This is a genomic window from Hydrogenophaga sp. (assembly GCF_022844385.1).
Taxonomy (GTDB): domain Bacteria; phylum Pseudomonadota; class Gammaproteobacteria; order Burkholderiales; family Burkholderiaceae_C; genus Hydrogenophaga.
Genome location: NZ_JALHLX010000012.1, coordinates 25,434 through 41,377, shown reverse-complemented (window position 1 = coordinate 41,377; position 15,944 = coordinate 25,434). Strand labels below are relative to the sequence as shown.

Annotated in this window: 15 protein-coding genes; 7 read left to right on the top strand and 8 right to left on the bottom strand. The window is 64.2% G+C overall.

The features are described 5' to 3' along the window. Window positions 1–36: 36 nt before the first annotated feature. On the top strand, window positions 37–594 hold the full coding sequence (locus tag Q0C59_RS04310; protein WP_291212181.1) for an HNH endonuclease: 558 nt from the start codon (window positions 37–39) through the stop codon (window positions 592–594). A 14-nt stretch (window positions 595–608) separates the two neighbouring features. Here Q0C59_RS04310 and Q0C59_RS04305 read toward each other — a convergent pair whose 3' ends face one another. From Q0C59_RS04305 to Q0C59_RS04290, 4 genes are all read right to left on the bottom strand, one after another. Further along, the gene (locus Q0C59_RS04305; RefSeq protein ID WP_291212177.1) at window positions 609–1,985 is read right to left on the bottom strand and encodes an alpha/beta fold hydrolase; all 1,377 of its coding nucleotides are present in this window, start codon (window positions 1,983–1,985) and stop codon (window positions 609–611) included. Window positions 1,986–2,062: 77 nt separating this feature from the next. Continuing rightward, window positions 2,063–3,178, bottom strand: coding sequence for an acyl-CoA dehydrogenase family protein (locus Q0C59_RS04300; protein ID WP_291212174.1), 1,116 nt, complete (start codon window positions 3,176–3,178; stop codon window positions 2,063–2,065). A gap of 94 nt (window positions 3,179–3,272) precedes the next feature. After that, window positions 3,273–4,454: an acyl-CoA dehydrogenase family protein gene (locus Q0C59_RS04295; RefSeq protein WP_291212171.1), complete on the bottom strand. Its 1,182-nt coding sequence runs from the start codon at window positions 4,452–4,454 to the stop codon at window positions 3,273–3,275. 78 nt (window positions 4,455–4,532) lie between these two features. After that, on the bottom strand, window positions 4,533–5,264 hold the full coding sequence (locus Q0C59_RS04290) for a YceH family protein (protein WP_291212168.1): 732 nt from the start codon (window positions 5,262–5,264) through the stop codon (window positions 4,533–4,535). Window positions 5,265–5,278: 14 nt separating this feature from the next. Between Q0C59_RS04290 and purN the strand changes: the two genes are divergently transcribed. After that, window positions 5,279–5,869, top strand: coding sequence for a phosphoribosylglycinamide formyltransferase (gene purN, locus Q0C59_RS04285; protein WP_304750347.1), 591 nt, complete (start codon window positions 5,279–5,281; stop codon window positions 5,867–5,869). Between the two features lie 50 nt (window positions 5,870–5,919). Here purN and Q0C59_RS04280 read toward each other — a convergent pair whose 3' ends face one another. Continuing rightward, complete coding sequence (locus Q0C59_RS04280; RefSeq protein WP_291212162.1) at window positions 5,920–7,539, bottom strand: peptide chain release factor 3; 1,620 nt, start codon at window positions 7,537–7,539, stop codon at window positions 5,920–5,922. Window positions 7,540–7,659: 120 nt separating this feature from the next. Here Q0C59_RS04280 and Q0C59_RS04275 point away from each other — a divergent pair, with 120 nt between their 5' ends. Together Q0C59_RS04275 and Q0C59_RS04270 are read left to right on the top strand one after the other, a co-directional pair. After that, window positions 7,660–8,928: an RsmB/NOP family class I SAM-dependent RNA methyltransferase gene (locus Q0C59_RS04275; RefSeq protein WP_291212160.1), complete on the top strand. Its 1,269-nt coding sequence runs from the start codon at window positions 7,660–7,662 to the stop codon at window positions 8,926–8,928. A gap of 166 nt (window positions 8,929–9,094) precedes the next feature. Beyond that, window positions 9,095–10,321: a fatty acid desaturase gene (locus tag Q0C59_RS04270; protein WP_291212157.1), complete on the top strand. Its 1,227-nt coding sequence runs from the start codon at window positions 9,095–9,097 to the stop codon at window positions 10,319–10,321. 118 nt (window positions 10,322–10,439) lie between these two features. Here Q0C59_RS04270 and rpmG read toward each other — a convergent pair whose 3' ends face one another. The 3 genes from rpmG to trxB form a co-directional block, all read right to left on the bottom strand. After that, window positions 10,440–10,610, bottom strand: coding sequence for a 50S ribosomal protein L33 (rpmG, locus tag Q0C59_RS04265; protein ID WP_056269543.1), 171 nt, complete (start codon window positions 10,608–10,610; stop codon window positions 10,440–10,442). A 12-nt stretch (window positions 10,611–10,622) separates the two neighbouring features. Next, a complete protein-coding gene (gene rpmB / locus Q0C59_RS04260; RefSeq protein WP_056269541.1) occupies window positions 10,623–10,856 on the bottom strand; it encodes a 50S ribosomal protein L28 in 234 nt (77 codons plus the stop codon). 190 nt (window positions 10,857–11,046) lie between these two features. After that, window positions 11,047–11,994, bottom strand: coding sequence for a thioredoxin-disulfide reductase (gene trxB / locus Q0C59_RS04255; RefSeq protein WP_291212154.1), 948 nt, complete (start codon window positions 11,992–11,994; stop codon window positions 11,047–11,049). A 153-nt stretch (window positions 11,995–12,147) separates the two neighbouring features. Here trxB and Q0C59_RS04250 point away from each other — a divergent pair, with 153 nt between their 5' ends. The 3 genes from Q0C59_RS04250 to lolA all read left to right on the top strand — a co-directional run bounded on the left by Q0C59_RS04250 (window position 12,148) and on the right by lolA (window position 15,941). Beyond that, window positions 12,148–12,822 (top strand): Crp/Fnr family transcriptional regulator, encoded by a 675-nt coding sequence (locus Q0C59_RS04250; protein WP_069045504.1) that lies wholly within the window; start codon window positions 12,148–12,150, stop codon window positions 12,820–12,822. 90 nt (window positions 12,823–12,912) lie between these two features. After that, entirely contained in the window at window positions 12,913–15,261 is a 2,349-nt protein-coding gene (locus Q0C59_RS04245; RefSeq protein WP_291212149.1) for a DNA translocase FtsK, read from the top strand. Between the two features lie 44 nt (window positions 15,262–15,305). Then, window positions 15,306–15,941, top strand: a complete 636-nt coding sequence (gene lolA / locus Q0C59_RS04240; protein ID WP_291212213.1) for an outer membrane lipoprotein chaperone LolA — start codon at window positions 15,306–15,308, stop codon at window positions 15,939–15,941. Window positions 15,942–15,944 lie beyond the last annotated feature (3 nt).

Here is a 15,944-nt window from a genome sequence, read left to right as displayed (position 1 = left end):
GTTTTCCGGTGATGCCCATGCACAAAGGAGTCCGTCTTGAAGGTTTTGAAGCTCTCAGCCCAGGGGCTGCCACAGTCGTGGATCAGCCTGGAAGAAGCCGTCCTGCACTACGCGGCGGACGAGGTGCGCTGGGAGATGGGGGCCGAGATCGCGGTGTTCCATGGCGGGCACAACGCGGTGACCGGGCGCCAGTCCGTCATCAACGTCAACTCCATCATCGGCACCCAGGGTGTGCCTCGCATCAACCCGTTTGACCTGCGGCCCACGCTGACCAACAGCAAGCTGTTTGCGCGCGACCGCAATGTGTGCGCCTACTGCGGCGAGCATTTTCACGAAGAAGAACTGACCCGCGAGCACATCGTGCCGCTGGGCCAGAACGGGCGCGATCTGTGGATGAACGTGGTCACCGCCTGCCGTTCGTGCAACCACCGCAAGGGCAACCGCACGCCCGAGCAGGCGCACATGGGGCTGCTGTATGCGCCCTATGTGCCCAGCCTGTGGGAAGACTTCATTCTGCGCAACCGCCGCATCCTGGCGGACCAGATGGAGTTTTTGATGTCCCACCTGCCCAAGACCTCGCGCTTGCACGCCTGAGGTCCGTAGCGGCCTCAATAGGTGAGTTCGAGGATCACCAAGCGGTTGTCTGCCACTGGCCAGGTCCGTCCGGTGATCTTCTCGCCGTTGAATTCAGCAGCAACTGCCCGCACGCCGTCCTGCATCAGCTTGATCTTCGAGCTCGACACACCGGCACCGGTCGGCGGCACGCCGGGCAGGGCCTTGCCGTCGAACGCCATCTTGTCGCGCTCGGCGTCGAAGTAGCCGCGCGGGCGGGTGAACGTCACGGTGGACCTGGCGTCCTTGTCGGCTGCCGGGATGCGCTCGGCGCGCAAGTGGATCAGGTCGCTGCTGCGCGGGAAGGGGCTGCGGTAGATGTGCGTGGTGGCGTAACCCGGCGCGGTGATCACGAACTCGTGGGGCACACCGGCCTGCGCGGTGAACGGGCCCCAGAGGCCGTCGGTGCCCACGGTCTTGCTGTGCACCGCAGCGCCTTTGCGCTCGCCAGTGGCGGGGTCGGTGGCGTACACCGCCAGCTGTGCGCCTGGCAGGGGCAGGTTGTTGGCGTAGTTGCCGCTGGCCGGGTCGGTGGGCACAAGGCCCAGGCTGGTGATCTTGCCGTTGAGCACCACGGGCGCCTGCTGAGTCGGGACCAGCGTTGTTGGCGCCTTGCCGGTGATGAAGCGGTACGTGGTGTCGAAGGCGGCGGGGGAGAACGAGGTCTCGCGGTGGTCCACGCGCGCCAGCACAGCGTTGGTCGCGCCCTTGAGCGCCGGGCCTTCAAACGTGACGTTGGTGGGTGTGCCCTTGGCTCCGATCCACAGGCCGTCGGGTTGAGCGAACTTGTCGTTGTTGTCGGATCGGATGGTCATCCACTTCACCGGACCGGTCACTTCGTCACCCGCGGCGTTCTTGGGCGCGTTCAGGCCGGTGAGGAACGGCCCGGTGCCGGAGAACTCGTTGGCTTCGCGAAAACCTTTGGTGGCCCACACGCCGTGGTTGGGCGTGCCGCCCAGCACCGCGTGGCTCACGGTCTTGTCGCCGCCGCCGTTCTGGATGTAGTTGCGCACGGCATTGCCACCGCGCGAGTTGGCCACCAGCACCACCTGCTTCGCGCCTGTGGCCTTCAGCACCTTGTCCACCTCGGCCTTGAGGTAGGCCATGTGCTCGGTGGTGGACGTGCGGCCAGGCTGGGCCTTGCCGTCCTCGTCGCGCGCCAGCGGGTAAGGCAGGTCGATGGCGTGCAGGCGTTCGCGTGGCCAGCCGTTGGACTCGAAGCGCCACACCGTGCTCTGCCAGATGGAGGCCGAGTCGCCGTTGCCGTGCACGAACACGATGGGGGGCTGGCTGGCGCCTTGCGGCCCGGTGGCGCAGGCACCGAGCAGCAGGCTGCCGGCGACCAGGGCGAAAAGAGTGCGGCGTGTGGTCATGGGTGTCTCCGTATCGATTTTTGGGTGGCGAAAACAAAGCGGCCCGCTTGTAGCGGGCCGTGGGGGCTGAAGCCGGATCAGGCGAACACGCCGGCCGTGTCCTGCATGCGGCTGGACACCTCGCCCAAGTGGTGCAAGGTGTCACCAAAGGACATTTCCATCTGCGTGAGCTTCTTGAAATAGTGGCTCACGATGTACTCGTCGGTCACGCCGATGCCGCCGTGCAGCTGCACCGCCTGCTGACCCACGAAGCGCATGGACGTGCCCAGCTGCACCTTGGCGCGTGCCATGGCCGCGCGGCGCTCGGGCGCCGGTGCGTTGAGCTTGAGGCTGGCGTAATAGCTCATGGAGCGTGCCAGTTCCAGCTGCATCTTCATGTCGGCGACACGGTGGCGCAGGGCCTGGAAGCTGGCAATGGCCACACCGAACTGCTTGCGCGTGTTCATGTACTCGACCGTGATGGCCAGGGTCTTGTCCATCACGCCCACCGCTTCGGCGCAGGTGGCGGCAATGCCGATGTCCACGCAGTGTTCGAGAGCGGTCAGTCCGTCGGTGGTGATCAGTTGGGCTGGTGCGTCTTTCAGCGTCAGGTCACCGGCGCGGCCGCCGTCCTGCGTGTGGTGGCCGCGGGTGCTCACGCCCGAAGCGGTGCGCTCCACGAGGAACAGGGCGAGCTTGCCGCTGGCCATGGCGGGCACCACAAAGGCGTCGGCCTGGTCGGCGGCGGGCACCACGTTTTTGGTGCCGGACAACGTCCAGCCGCTGCCGGCCTGCGTGGCGGTGGTGTTGCACACGTCGAGCTTGTAGCGGGCCTTGCGCTCCTGGTGCGCGAGCACCACCAGCGCTTCGCCCGAGGCCATGCGCGGCAACCACGCGGCCTTCAGATCGGCCGGCGCGTAACCGCCGAGCACGCCCGACGTGACGAGGGTCTGGGCGAGCGGCTCGAGCACGATGCCGCGCCCCAGCTCTTCCATCACAACCATACCTTCGATGGGGCCCATGCCCATGCCGCCGTCATCTTCGCTCACGTAGAGGCCGGCCAGGCCGAGTTCGGCGAGTTCGTTGTAGGCCGCGCGGTCAAAGCCACCGGCAGCCACGATGGCGGTGTGCCGGTCGAAGGTGTAGGCCTTCTCCACCCACTTTTGAACGGCTTCGCGCAATGCGCTTTGATCATCGGAAAAATCGAAGTCCATGTGTTCTCTCCAGTAGTTAGAGCCCCCAGGCTCGCCCTTGGCTCGCCGCCCCCCCGAGGGGGTGCGATTCGCCTTGGGGCGGCCCGGCGGCGAATCATCCCAACACCGTTTGCGCGACGATGTTGCGTTGCACTTCGTTGCTGCCACCGTAGATGGTGGTCTTGCGCATGTTGAAGTAGGTCGATGCGAGCGGCGCGTTGGCGTTGACGCCGCCGGGGAAGTCGCCCTGCCAGCCGGCTTCCATGGCTTCTTCGATGAAGGGCAGGCTGTAAGGGCCAGCCGCAAGCATCATGAGCTCGCTGTAGCGCTGCTGGATCTCGCTGCCCTTGATCTTGAGCAGGCCGGCGATGTCGAGCGAGTTCTTGCCCGACTTCTCGGCCGAGAGCACGCGCAGCACCATCATTTCGAGTGCCACCACGTCGACTTCGAGCAGGGCGATCTGGTCGCGGAAACGCAGGTCGTCCCAGACGCCTTCGGCCTTGGCGATGCGCTTCAAGCGCTCCAGCTCGCGCTTGGCGCGGTTCACGTCGGCGATGTTGGTGCGCTCGTGGCTCAGCAGGTGCTTGGCGTAGGTCCAGCCCTTGTTCTCTTCGCCAATCAGGTTCTCGGCCGGCACTTCCACGTTGTCGAACCAGACCTCGTTGACCTCGCACTCCCCGTCGAGCAATTTGATGGGTCGCACCGAGACGCCGGGAGACTTCATGTCGATCAGCAGGAAGGAGATGCCGGTCTGTGGCTTGCCTTCGTTGCTGGTGCGCACCAGGCAGAAGATCCACTCGCCATACTGGCCCAGCGTGGTCCAGGTCTTCTGGCCGTTGACGATGTACTTGTCGCCCTGACGCTCGGCCCGGCATTTCACCGAAGCCAAGTCCGAGCCCGAGCCCGGTTCGCTGTAGCCCTGGCTCCACCAGACGTCACCGCTGGCGATGCCGGGCAAAAAGCGCTCCTGTTGTGCCTTGTTGCCAAACGCCATGATCACGGGCGCCACCATCACGGGGCCGAAGGGCACCACGCGGGGCGCGCCGGCCAGCGCGCATTCTTCTTCGAACAGGTGCTTCTGCACCGCGTTCCAGCCCGGGCCGCCGAATTCCTTGGGCCAGCCCCAACCGAGCCAGCCTTTTTTGCCGAGAATCCTGGCCCAGCGCTGCATGTCGTCGCGCGACAGGCGCAGGGCGTTGTGAACCTTGTGGGCGATGTCGGCGGGCAGGTTGGCCTTGACCCAGCCGCGGATCTCCTCGCGAAACGCCTGCTCTTCGGGCGTGAATGCCAAATCCATGGGGTGTCTCCTGGTGGCCGCCACGGAAATGTGCCGGCAAATTGAACAACGCCGGGCAGTTTGGCACGACCGTTCGTTTTACGGCTGTCCGGGCTGCGACAAGCCGAGTTGTTCGTTCAGATTTTGAAGCTGATCCTGCAGAGCGGCCACGGTGTTTTCCAGCGTGGCCACACGGCGTGTGAGGTTGATCAGCTCGTCTTCGGTGGCGGCGCTGCTGGCGGGATGCGGGGCCTGGGTCAGCAGGGATGCGTCCACAGGTCCGCACAGCAGATGCGCCCAGCGTTGTTCGCGCGCGCCTGGTGCACGCGGCAGCTTCACCACCAGCGCACCGCCTTTGTCTTCGCTGCGGTCCTGCAGTTCCTCCAGAAAAGCGTCGACCGAGGCGATGTCGAGGAACTTGTACCAGCGCTCGGTGTTCAGGCGCAGCTCACCGGCGGTCTGCGGACCACGCAGCACCAGCATGCCCAGCAGCACGGCCGATTGTTCGGGCACGGCCACAGCGCGCATGAAGTTGTGTTCGTAGCGGGTGACCCGGCTGCCGCTGCTCTCCAGCACCAGGTGCAGGGCGCGCAAGGCGTCCAGCGCTTCGAGCACGGCGGCGTCGGCGAGGTTCATCACCGGCTCGCGGCTGGACTTCTGGTTGCAGCCAGTTACCAGCGTGTTGAGTGTGAGCGGGTAGCTGTCGGGCACGGTGCGCGCCTTCTCCATGAGCGTGCCGAGCACTCGGGCCTCGGTGAGCGAGAGCGGGCGCTGGATGAAATCGTGGCCGCGCGGGCGGCTGCTTGAAGGGGTTTGCAGGTCTGAGGTCATTACACTTCCCGGCCATGTCTGGCGTGAACAAAAACATCGTGATTCTGATCTCCGGCAGCGGCTCCAACATGGCCGCCATCGTGGAGACATCCCTCAAGCGGCGCTGGCAAGCGCGCTTCGGCGCGCGTGTGGTGGCCGTGATCAGCAACAAGGCCGGTGCACAGGGACTGGCATGGGCTCAAGAGCATGACATTGCCAATGCTGCGTTGGACCACGGTGCATACAGCAGTCGTGAGGCTTTTGACGCAGCGCTGATGGCCGAGATCGATCGCCATGAGCCCACCCTGGTGGTGCTGGCAGGGTTCATGCGCATCCTCACGCCCGGATTTGTGCAGCACTACGAGGGGCAGCTGGTCAACATCCACCCCAGCCTGCTGCCGGCGTTCACGGGGCTCAAGACGCACCAGCGCGCCATCGAAATGGGCTGCCGCTTCGCTGGTGCCACGGTTCACCGCGTGACCAGCGAACTCGACCACGGCGAGATCCTGGACCAGGCGGTGGTGCCGGTGCTGCCGGATGACACGGCCGAGACGTTGTCGGCACGGGTGCTGACGCAGGAGCACGTCATCTACCCGCGGGCGATCGAGCAACTGCTCTCTGCCTGAAGTGTGTTGCCCCCTCTCCCCTGGGAGAGGGTTGGGGTGAGAGTCCGCGCTCAAACCCCTTTGGCAAATACCAGTCCTGCGTGCTCCCGCATTGCGTGGAACTTGATCTTCGGCCAGTTCGCCTCCACCGCGCGCAGCGTGGCTGCGTGGTCGACCAGCAGCGTGGGCGCATCCACCGCGTCCAGCGCCACGCGGTGACTGTTGGCATCGATGAACTTCTTGAGCTCGATCTCGCCGCCGTCCTCGGGTGCGCAGGTCACCCAGCGCGCCACCTGGTAGGGGCTGTTCATGATGCGGGCCTTCACGCCGTACTCGTGCTCCAGCCGGTGAGCCACCACTTCAAACTGCAACTGGCCCACGGCGCCGAGCAACAGCACCGAGCCCGCCACCGGGCGGAACACCTGGATCGCACCCTCTTCACCGAGCTGGGTCAGTCCGGCGCGCAGCTGCTTGCTGCGCAGCGGGTCGGCCACTTCCACGCTGCGGATGATTTCCGGCGCGAAGAAGGGCAGGCCGGTGAACTGCAGGTTCTCGCCTTCGGTGAGCGTGTCGCCGAGTTGCAGCACGCCGTGGTTGGGGATGCCGATGATGTCGCCGGCAAAGGCCTCGTCGAGCAGCTCGCGCCGCTGGGACAAAAAGCTCACCACGGTGTTCGGCCGCAGGTCCTTGCCGGAGCGCACCACCCTGAGCTTCATGCCGCGCTCGAAGTGACCACTGGCCACACGCACAAACGCGATGCGGTCGCGGTGCGCCGGGTCCATGTTCGCCTGGATCTTGAACACCACGCCGCTGAACTTGGGCTCGTCGGGGTGCACGGTGCGCTGGATCGCGGGGCGGTCGCCGGGTGGCGGTGCGAGGTCCACGAGGGCGTCGAGCACCTCGCGCACGCCGAAGTTGTTCACCGCCGAGCCGAACAGCATGGGTGTTTGTTTGCCAGCGAGGAACAGCGCCTCGTCGAAGGCCGGCGATGCGCCAGCCACCAGTTCCAGCTCGTCGCGTGCCTGCTCGAATTCCGAGCCGAAGCGCTTCACGCTCTCTGGGTTGTTCAGGCCCACCAGCACGTCTTCGTCGCCGCCACGGCGATCTTCACCAGCGGCGAACACGCGCATCTGGTCGGTGCGGCGGTCGAACACGCCGCGGAAGGTTTTGCCCATACCCACCGGCCAGGTGAAGGGCACCACCGTCATGCCCAGCTCCCGCTCGATTTCATCCATCAGGTCCAGCGGGGCCTGCACCTCGCGGTCCATCTTGTTCACGAAGGTCAGGATGGGCGTGTTGCGCGCGCGGCAGACCTGCAGCAGGCGCCGCGTCTGCGGCTCCACACCGTTGCCGGCGTCGATCACCATCAGGGCGGCGTCCACGGCGGTGAGCACGCGGTAGGTGTCCTCGCTGAAGTCCTGGTGGCCCGGGGTGTCCAGCAGGTTGATCACGCAGTCGCGGTATTCCATCTGCATCACCGAGGAGGCGACAGAAATGCCGCGCTGCTTCTCGATCTCCATCCAGTCGCTGGTGGCGTGGCGCGCGGCCTTGCGCGCCTTCACGCTGCCGGCGATGTTGATCGCGCCCGAGAACAGCAGCAGCTTCTCGGTCAGGGTGGTCTTGCCCGCGTCGGGGTGGGAAATGATGGCGAAGGTGCGGCGGCGGCGCACCTGTTGGGAAAGTTCGGACATAGCCCGCGATTATCGGGCCCCCACGCTCCCCCGCTTCGCGAGGTCCGCTGCCCCCGAGGGGGCTGGGCCTGCCTTGGGGGCGGCCCGGCGGCTGGCCCAGGGCGGGGGACAATACAGCCTATGCACCCAAAAGCCCTCCTGGACGAAAGCGCCATCCTGATCGAACAGGTCTTCAAGTTCGAACACCCAACTGACGCCGTCGTCGCCCGCCATTTCCGTGAGAACCGCTCGCTCGGATCCCGCGAGCGCGCCACGCTGTCCGACACCGTTTATTCCATCCTGCGCCAACGCCTCAAGCTCGAATGGTTGGCCCGCTCTGGCAGCGGCTCCAAGTGGCGCCGGCTGGCGATCCTGGCCTTCCCGGGCGACCGCGACTTCATCAAGAGCGCGCTGACCGAACCCGAAAAAACCTGGCTCGACCACTGTGACGCGGTCAAGGACGCCGATCTGATGGCGCAGCACCGCCACAACCTGCCCGAGTGGCTCGCCACAGCCTTGCGCGAGCAGGTGGGCAACGAGTTTGATGCCTTGGTGGCCAGCCTGAACCAGCCCGCGCCGCTGGACTTGCGGGTGAACCTGCTCAAGGCCAAGCGCGACGCCGTGCTGGCCTCGCTGCAAAAGGCCGGTCTGGTGGGCGAGGCCACACCCTATTCGCCGCTGGGCATCCGCCTGCAAGGCAAACCCTCACTGGCCAAGCTGCCCGCCTTCACAGAGGGCGAGGTCGAGGTGCAAGACGAAGGCTCGCAGTTGCTCGCGCTGCTGCTGGACGCCAAACGCGGTGAGATGGTGGTGGATTTTTGTGCCGGAGCCGGCGGCAAGACGCTGGCCATTGGCGCCGCCATGCGCAACAGCGGCCGGCTTTACGCGTTTGACACCTCTGGTCATCGGCTGGATGCGCTGAAGCCACGTCTGGCGCGCAGCGGCCTCTCGAACGTGCATCCGGTGGCGATTGCCCACGAGCGCGACGACCGTATCAAGCGGCTGGCCGGCAAGATCGACCGGGTGCTGGTCGACGCGCCCTGTTCGGGCCTGGGCACGCTGCGGCGCAGCCCCGACCTGAAATGGCGCCAGAACCCCCAGACGGTGGCGGCACAGGCCGAACTGCAACTGGCCATTTTGAACAGCGCGGTTCGCTTGCTCAAGCCGGGCGGGCGACTGGTTTATGCGACCTGCAGCCTGTTGAAAGAGGAAAACGAAGACGTCTGTGCGGCGTTCGAGGCGACCCATGCCGAATTCGAAGCGGTACCCGTGGCGGGTTTGCTGGACACCGCCGACGTCCAGAATCCTGCTTCGCTGTGCAACGGCGACGAAGGGCGCTGGCTGCGGCTCTGGCCGCATCGGCATGCTACAGATGGCTTCTTTGCCGCCGTCTGGCGGAAAAAGCCTTGAAAAGCTGCCAATTCGCTTGATCTGGGGCAGTAGTTTCCACATCGGGGGCTGGATACCGGTTGGTGTTTGGCACCCCCGCCCTTAAAATCGGGGGCGCTACTGCTCCGGGTGTTCTGGAGCTCACTCGGTATCCATCCGCCGCCTTGGGCGGTCTATTGGGAAATCAATGTCTTCTTCCGACTTCGGTATCTTTTCGTCCCTCTGGGACGGCCTCATCCAGTTCCTCGCGCACGGGTTGACCGGCGCGACCTGGTGGCAAACCATGATCGTCGCCTTGGTGTTCACCCACATCACCATCGCCAGCGTCACCATCTACCTGCACCGCCACCAAGCCCATCGCTCGCTGGACCTGCACCCCATCGCGTCCCACTTTTTCCGTTTCTGGCTCTGGATGACCACCGGCATGGTCACCAAGGAATGGACCGCCATCCACCGCAAGCACCATGCCAAATGTGAACACGAAGGCGACCCGCACAGCCCGGTGGTGTTCGGCATCAAGAAGGTGTTCTTTGAAGGCAGCGAGCTCTACCGGGCCGAGGCCAAGAACCAGGAAACCCTGGACCGCTACGGCCACAACACCCCCAACGACTGGATCGAACGCGTCGTCTACACCGGACGCTCGCGCCTGGGTGTAAGCCTGATGCTCATCCTGAACGTGGCGCTGTTCGGCGTGTTGGGTGTGACCGTCTGGGCGATCCAGATGGCATGGATCCCGATCACGGCCGCCGGCATCATCAACGGCATCGGCCACTGGTGGGGTTACCGCAACTTCGAAGCCACCGACGCCAGCACCAACGTGTCGCCTTGGGGCATCCTGATTGGCGGCGAAGAGCTGCACAACAACCACCACACGTATCCCACGTCGGCCAAGCTGTCGGTCAAGCCCTACGAGTTCGACATCGGCTGGATGTACATCACCATGTTGAGCTCGGTGGGTCTGGCTTCGGTCAAGAAGGTGCCGCCCAAGATGGCTTATGGCGCTGTGAAACCGGTGGCGGACGAAAAAACGCTGGAGGCGATCATCGCCAACCGCTACGAAGTGATGGCTGGGTATGCCCGTGAAATGCGTGCCGCCTGCAAGCGCGAGCTTGAGACGCTGCAGCAACGCCGGGGCGATGCCACCGTGTTGCAGTCGGCCCGCCAGTGGCTGCACCGCGACGACGACAAGGTTCCTGCGAACATCAAACCCCAGCTGGAACAAGTGCGCGCCGAGCATCCTGTGCTCGACAAGATGGTGACCATGCGCGAAGAACTGCGTGCCCTGTGGTCCAGCACCACCGCCACCCGTGAGCAACTGGCTTCCGACCTGCAGGCCTGGTGCCGCCGGGCTGAAGAGAGCGGTATCGCTGCCTTGCGCGACTTCTCCATCCGCTTGCGTTCGGCCCACGCCTGAACCCGAGCGTTCCAGAAGAAACCACCCCGCGGGGTGGTTTTTTCATGCATGCACGGCATTCAACCGCGCACAAAAAAGCCGCTGGGTGTCAGCGGCTTTTTGTTGGAAGAGATCCCGCTTATTTCAGCTTGATTTCTTTGTAGTCCACGTGCTTGCGAGCTTTTGGATCAAACTTTTTGATCAGCATCTTCTCGGGCGTGGTCTTCTTGTTTTTGGTGGTGGTGTAGAAGTGGCCGGTTCCAGCAGTGGATTCCAGCTTGATCTTCTCGCGTGCGCCTTTGGTTGCCATGTTCGGTTCTCCTTAAGCTTGACCGCGTGCGCGCAGGTCGGCGAGCACGGCGTCAATGCCGTTTTTGTCGATCAGGCGCAAGGCAGCACCGGAGACGCGCAGACGCACCCAACGGTTTTCGCTCTCGACCCAGAAACGGCGGTATTGCAGGTTCGGCAGGAACCGGCGCTTGGTTTTGTTGTTGGCGTGGGAAACATTGTTCCCGACCATGGGCTTCTTGCCCGTGACGTCGCAGACGCGTGCCATGAGGACACTCCGATCTATTCAAACAGCTGCCGACCGCGACCGGAAGATCTTCCGTGCCTGGTCCAAACAGCCTCACCTCGCCAGGAAAGGGTGGCGGTAACCCGAATTTGCTGACTCGCCGGACGGGCCGGTCAAACTCAGCAAAGCCCGCGATTATAGCCAATCAGCTGTCTCGCGGATCTTTGTGCCTTCAGGAAGCGCTCTGCTCCAGGAAACGCTGGGCGTCCAGCGCGGCCATGCAGCCGGTGCCGGCGCTGGTGATGGCCTGACGGTACACGTGGTCCTGCACGTCGCCGGCAGCGAACACGCCCGGCACGCTGGTCATGGTGGCCATGCCCTGCAGGCCCGAACGGGTGGTGATGTAGCCGTCCTTCATGTCGAGCTGATCTTTGAAGATGTCGGTGTTGGGCTGGTGACCGATGGCGATGAAACAGCCCTTGAGCGTGAGGTCTTCGGTGTCGCCGGTCTTCACGCTTTTGAGGCGCACGCCGGTCACACCGGTTTGGTCGCCCAGCACCTCGTCCAGCGTGCTGTGCAATTTCAGTTCGATCTTGCCGGCGGCGACCTTCTCCATCAGCTTGTCGATCAGGATGGCTTCGGCCTTGAAGGTGTCACGGCGGTGCACCAGCGTGACCTTGCTCGCGATGTTGGAGAGGTACAGCGCTTCTTCCACGGCCGTGTTGCCGCCGCCGACCACGCTGACTTCCTGGCCGCGGTAGAAGAAACCGTCGCAGGTGGCGCAGCCCGACACGCCCTTGCCCATGAAGGCTTCTTCCGATGGCAGGCCGAGGTACTTGGCCGATGCGCCGGTGGCGATGATGAGCGCGTCGCAGCTGTACTCGTCGCTGTCGCCCTTGAGCACGAACGGACGCTTGCTGAAGTCAACCGCGTTGATGTGGTCGAAGATGATTTCGGTCTTGAAGCGTTCGGCGTGTGCCTGAAAGCGCTGCATCAGGTCGGGTCCCTGCACGCCGTCGGCGTCGGCCGGCCAGTTGTCCACGTCGGTGGTGGTCATGAGCTGGCCACCTTGTGCAATGCCGGTGATCAGCACCGGGTTGAGGTTGGCGCGAGCGGCGTAGACCGCGGCGGTGTAGCCGGCGGGGCCGGAGCCCAGGATCAGTACTTTGGCGTGTTTCATGGTGCAAGTCCCCATCGAATTCAGGGGCAAGTGGTTTAGAGTCGGTGGTTACATTGGTGCGTCAGGTCAGAAGCCTGCGGAGCAGGGGGCCATGACTTCGGGTCATTGTATGAAACGGCGCTGCAGGCGCTTCCCAGAACAAGGAATACACGCATGTCGATACTTTCCAATCTCGATCTGATCCGCCGGGTGCCGCTTTTTTCAACATTGACGCAGGCCCAGGCTGAAGGTGTTGCAGATGCGGTCATCAAACGCCGTTTCAAGCGCGGCGAATGCATCGTCGAGCAGGGCAAGAAGTCGAACTGTCTGGCGATTGTGCTCACCGGCCGTGCGCGCGTGGTGACCACCGACTCGCGCGGGCGCGAGGTGATTCTGGCCACGATGAACCCCGGTGACTATGTGGGCGAGATGAGCCTGATCGACAACCAGCCGCATTCGGCCACCGTGAAGGCCGAGGTACAAACCGATGTGCTGATCCTGGGCCGTGCCGAATTTGCCCGTTGCCTTCCTGAAAACAGCTCCATGGCCTATGCGGTCATGAAGGGCCTGGTGCAGCGCCTGCGCCATGCCGACCGCAAGATCGAATCGCTCGCATTGATGGACGTGTATGGCCGCGTGGCGCGCGCGCTGCTCGAATTTGCCCAGCCCGACAAGGACGGTCAGCTCACCATCAAGGACCGGGTCTCGCGCCAGGACGTGGCGAAGATGATCGGTGCCTCGCGCGAGATGGTCAGCCGCGTCATGAAGGACCTGGAAGACCGGGGCTTCATCGAGATGGCGGAAGATGGCAGCACCATCATCAAGGAACGGCTCAATTCCCTCGGTTGAACCGTTGGGCCACCGACGTGTGGCCTCCTCTGCAGAGGCTGAATCAGGGTGGGCTTGGGGTAAGCTTGCTGCTGGACATTTGAACAGCCCATGACCTACTCACTGAACACCCTCAACGCCGACCGTGCGGGTCAACCGCAGGTCGGCGTTTCCCGTTTTGCCCAGGAGATCGGCCTGGTGCTGGGTGCGGCCGCATTGGCGTTCTGGCTGCTGGCTCTGTTGAGCCATTCGCTGGCCGACCCGGCATGGAGCACCACCGGCACCGCCCCGGAGGTGGGCAACTGGGGTGGCCGCCTCGGCGCGATTCTGGCCGACTGGAGTTACTACTTGTTCGGTTTTTCGGTCTGGTGGTGTTTCCTGGTCGGGGTGAGGGCCTGGTTGTCCACCCTGGCCGGCTGGCTTCGCGGCACGCGGACCGATGCGGCCAGCGATCAGGATCTGCGCATCTGGCAGCGCCCCTGGGTGCGCCGCAGCCTCTTCTGGCTGGCGCTGATCACTTTGATGGCTGCCAGCGCGGTGCTGGAGTGGAGTCGTCTCTACCGGCTCGAAGCGTTGTTGCCGGGCCATGCGGGAGGCGTGCTGGGCCATGGCCTGGGCGCATTTGCCACGCGATGGCTCGGGTTCACTGGCTCGGCCCTGACCATGCTGGCGCTGCTGTTGGTGTGTCTGCCGCGTGTGTTCCGCTTTTCCTGGGGACACTGGGCCGAGGAGGTGGGGCACACGCTGGACGGCTGGTTCGAGGCGCGCCGCGAAAAACGCGAGGCGGTGGAAGACCAGCGCATCGGCGAGAAGGCCGCGCGCGAGCGAGAAGAGGTGGTCAAGGTCGAGCGGGTGGAAATTGAAGAGCACCACCCCACGCCGGTGGTGATCGAGCCCACGCTGGTCGATGTGCCCAAGAGCGAGCGTGTGGCGAAAGAGCGCCAGAAGCCGCTGTTCACCGAACTGCCCGACAGCAAGCTGCCGCAGGTGGATCTGCTCGACAGCGCGCCGGTGCACCAGGCCGGCGTGGACAGCCAGACGCTGGAGATGACCAGTCGCCTGATCGAGAAAAAGCTCAAGGACTTCGGCGTGGACGTGCGGGTGGTGGCCGCAGCGCCGGGCCCGGTGATCACGCGCTACGAAATCGAGCCCGCCACCGGCGTGAAGGGCTCACAAATTGTGAACCTGGGCCGCGATCTGGCACGCTCGCTCTCGCTGGTCTCCATCCGGGTGATCGAGACCATCCCGGGCAAGAACCTGATGGCGCTGGAGCTGCCCAACGCCAAGCGACAGACCATCAAACTCAGCGAGATCCTGGGGTCGCAGGTATACAACGACGCCAAGTCCATGCTGACCATGGGCTTGGGCAAGGACATCGGTGGCCAGCCCATCGTGGCTGATCTGGCCAAGATGCCGCACTGCCTGGTGGCCGGCACCACCGGTTCGGGCAAGTCGGTGGGTATCAACGCGATGATCCTGTCGCTCTTGTACAAGGCCGACGCGCGAGATGTGCGCCTGCTGCTGATCGATCCCAAGATGCTGGAGATGAGTGTTTACGAAGGCATTCCGCACTTGCTGGCGCCTGTGGTCACCGACATGAAACACGCTGCCAACGGCCTGAACTGGTGCGTGGCCGAGATGGAGAAGCGCTACAAGCTCATGAGCAAGATGGGTGTGCGCAACCTCGCGGGTTACAACGTGAAGATCGATGAGGCCAAAGCGCGCGGGGAGATCATCGGCAACCCGTTCAGCCTCACGCCCGAGCAGCCCGAGCCTTTGGAGCGCCTGCCCTATATCGTGGTGGTGATCGACGAATTGGCCGACCTGATGATGGTGGTGGGCAAGAAGATCGAGGAGCTCATCGCCCGTCTGGCGCAGAAGGCCCGCGCCGCCGGTATCCATTTGATTCTGGCCACGCAGCGTCCCAGCGTGGACGTGATCACCGGCCTGATCAAGGCCAACATCCCCACGCGTCTGTCGTTCCAGGTCAGCAGCAAGATCGACAGCCGCACCATCCTCGACCAGATGGGCGCCGAGAGTTTGCTCGGCATGGGTGACATGCTTTACATGCCGTCAGGTACAGGATTCCCGATCCGGGTGCATGGTGCGTTTGTGAGTGATGACGAAGTGCACCGCGTGGTGGCCTATCTCAAGGAACAGGGTGGCGAGCCCAACTACATCGACGGCGTGCTGGAAGGCGGCGTGGCCGATGGAGAGGGCAGCGACCTGTTCGGCGAAGGTGGCGGAGAGAGCAACGGTGAAAAAGACGCGCTCTACGACCAGGCGGTGGAAATCGTCATCAAGGACCGCAAGGCCAGCATTTCCTATGTGCAACGCAAGCTCAAGATCGGCTACAACCGCGCCGCCCGCTTGCTCGAAGACATGGAAAACGCGGGCCTCGTGAGCGCCCTCACATCGAGCGGGCAGCGGGACATCCTGGTGCCGGCGCGCGGCGAATGACGCCGGCTTGAACCGAGCCGGCCCAACCGGATCAGACCCTCATGATGAAAAAATTGTTGATTGCCAGTGCCTTGAGCTTCGGCACCGTGGGCGCCTGGGCCGATGGCCTCCAGGACCTGGAGAAGTTTTTGCGTGACGTGAGCAGCGGCAAGGCCGGCTTCACACAGGTGGTGACCTCACCCAAACGCTCCACCGAAGCCGTGGCGCGCAGCAAGACGTCCACCGGCACCTTCGAATTCCTGCGGCCCAACCGCTTCCGCTTCGAGTACACCAAACCTTTCGAGCAGACCATCGTGGCCGATGGTCAAACGCTGTGGCTGTACGACGTGGACCTGAACCAGGTCACGGCCCGCGGCCAGAAGGAAGTGCTGGGCAGCACGCCTGCGGCCCTGATTGCCGCTGGAACCGACATCAAAGGCCTGTCGGATGCATTCGACCTCAAGCCTGGCGCGGCCAAGGACGGCTTGGAGTGGCTGGAGGCGAAGCCGAAGGACCGCAACGGCCAGTTGCAACTGGTACGCGTGGGCTTCAAGCAAGGCCAGCTGTCGGTGCTCGACATCGAAGACAGCCTGGGCCAGCGCTCGGTACTCACCTTCAACGGCTGGCAGTCCAATGCGCCGCTGAAGGCTGCCGACTTCAAGTTCGAGCCGCCCGCAGGCGCCTCGGTCATGCGGCCCTGACCT

What these genes read in the sequence shown, in the direction of transcription:
- Q0C59_RS04305 (WP_291212177.1), bottom strand. Translation starts at nt 1,985, where the DNA reads ATGACCACACGCCGCACTCTTTTCGCCCTGGTCGCCGGCAGCCTGCTG.
- Q0C59_RS04300 (WP_291212174.1), bottom strand. Translation starts at nt 3,178, where the DNA reads ATGGACTTCGATTTTTCCGATGATCAAAGCGCATTGCGCGAAGCCGTT.
- Q0C59_RS04295 (WP_291212171.1), bottom strand. Translation starts at nt 4,454, where the DNA reads ATGGATTTGGCATTCACGCCCGAAGAGCAGGCGTTTCGCGAGGAGATC.
- Q0C59_RS04290 (WP_291212168.1), bottom strand. Translation starts at nt 5,264, where the DNA reads ATGACCTCAGACCTGCAAACCCCTTCAAGCAGCCGCCCGCGCGGCCAC.
- purN (WP_304750347.1), top strand. Translation starts at nt 5,279, where the DNA reads ATGTCTGGCGTGAACAAAAACATCGTGATTCTGATCTCCGGCAGCGGC.
- Q0C59_RS04280 (WP_291212162.1), bottom strand. Translation starts at nt 7,539, where the DNA reads ATGTCCGAACTTTCCCAACAGGTGCGCCGCCGCCGCACCTTCGCCATC.
- Q0C59_RS04275 (WP_291212160.1), top strand. Translation starts at nt 7,660, where the DNA reads ATGCACCCAAAAGCCCTCCTGGACGAAAGCGCCATCCTGATCGAACAG.
- Q0C59_RS04270 (WP_291212157.1), top strand. Translation starts at nt 9,095, where the DNA reads ATGTCTTCTTCCGACTTCGGTATCTTTTCGTCCCTCTGGGACGGCCTC.
- rpmG (WP_056269543.1), bottom strand. Translation starts at nt 10,610, where the DNA reads ATGGCAACCAAAGGCGCACGCGAGAAGATCAAGCTGGAATCCACTGCT.
- rpmB (WP_056269541.1), bottom strand. Translation starts at nt 10,856, where the DNA reads ATGGCACGCGTCTGCGACGTCACGGGCAAGAAGCCCATGGTCGGGAAC.
- trxB (WP_291212154.1), bottom strand. Translation starts at nt 11,994, where the DNA reads ATGAAACACGCCAAAGTACTGATCCTGGGCTCCGGCCCCGCCGGCTAC.
- Q0C59_RS04250 (WP_069045504.1), top strand. Translation starts at nt 12,148, where the DNA reads ATGTCGATACTTTCCAATCTCGATCTGATCCGCCGGGTGCCGCTTTTT.
- Q0C59_RS04245 (WP_291212149.1), top strand. Translation starts at nt 12,913, where the DNA reads ATGACCTACTCACTGAACACCCTCAACGCCGACCGTGCGGGTCAACCG.
- lolA (WP_291212213.1), top strand. Translation starts at nt 15,306, where the DNA reads ATGAAAAAATTGTTGATTGCCAGTGCCTTGAGCTTCGGCACCGTGGGC.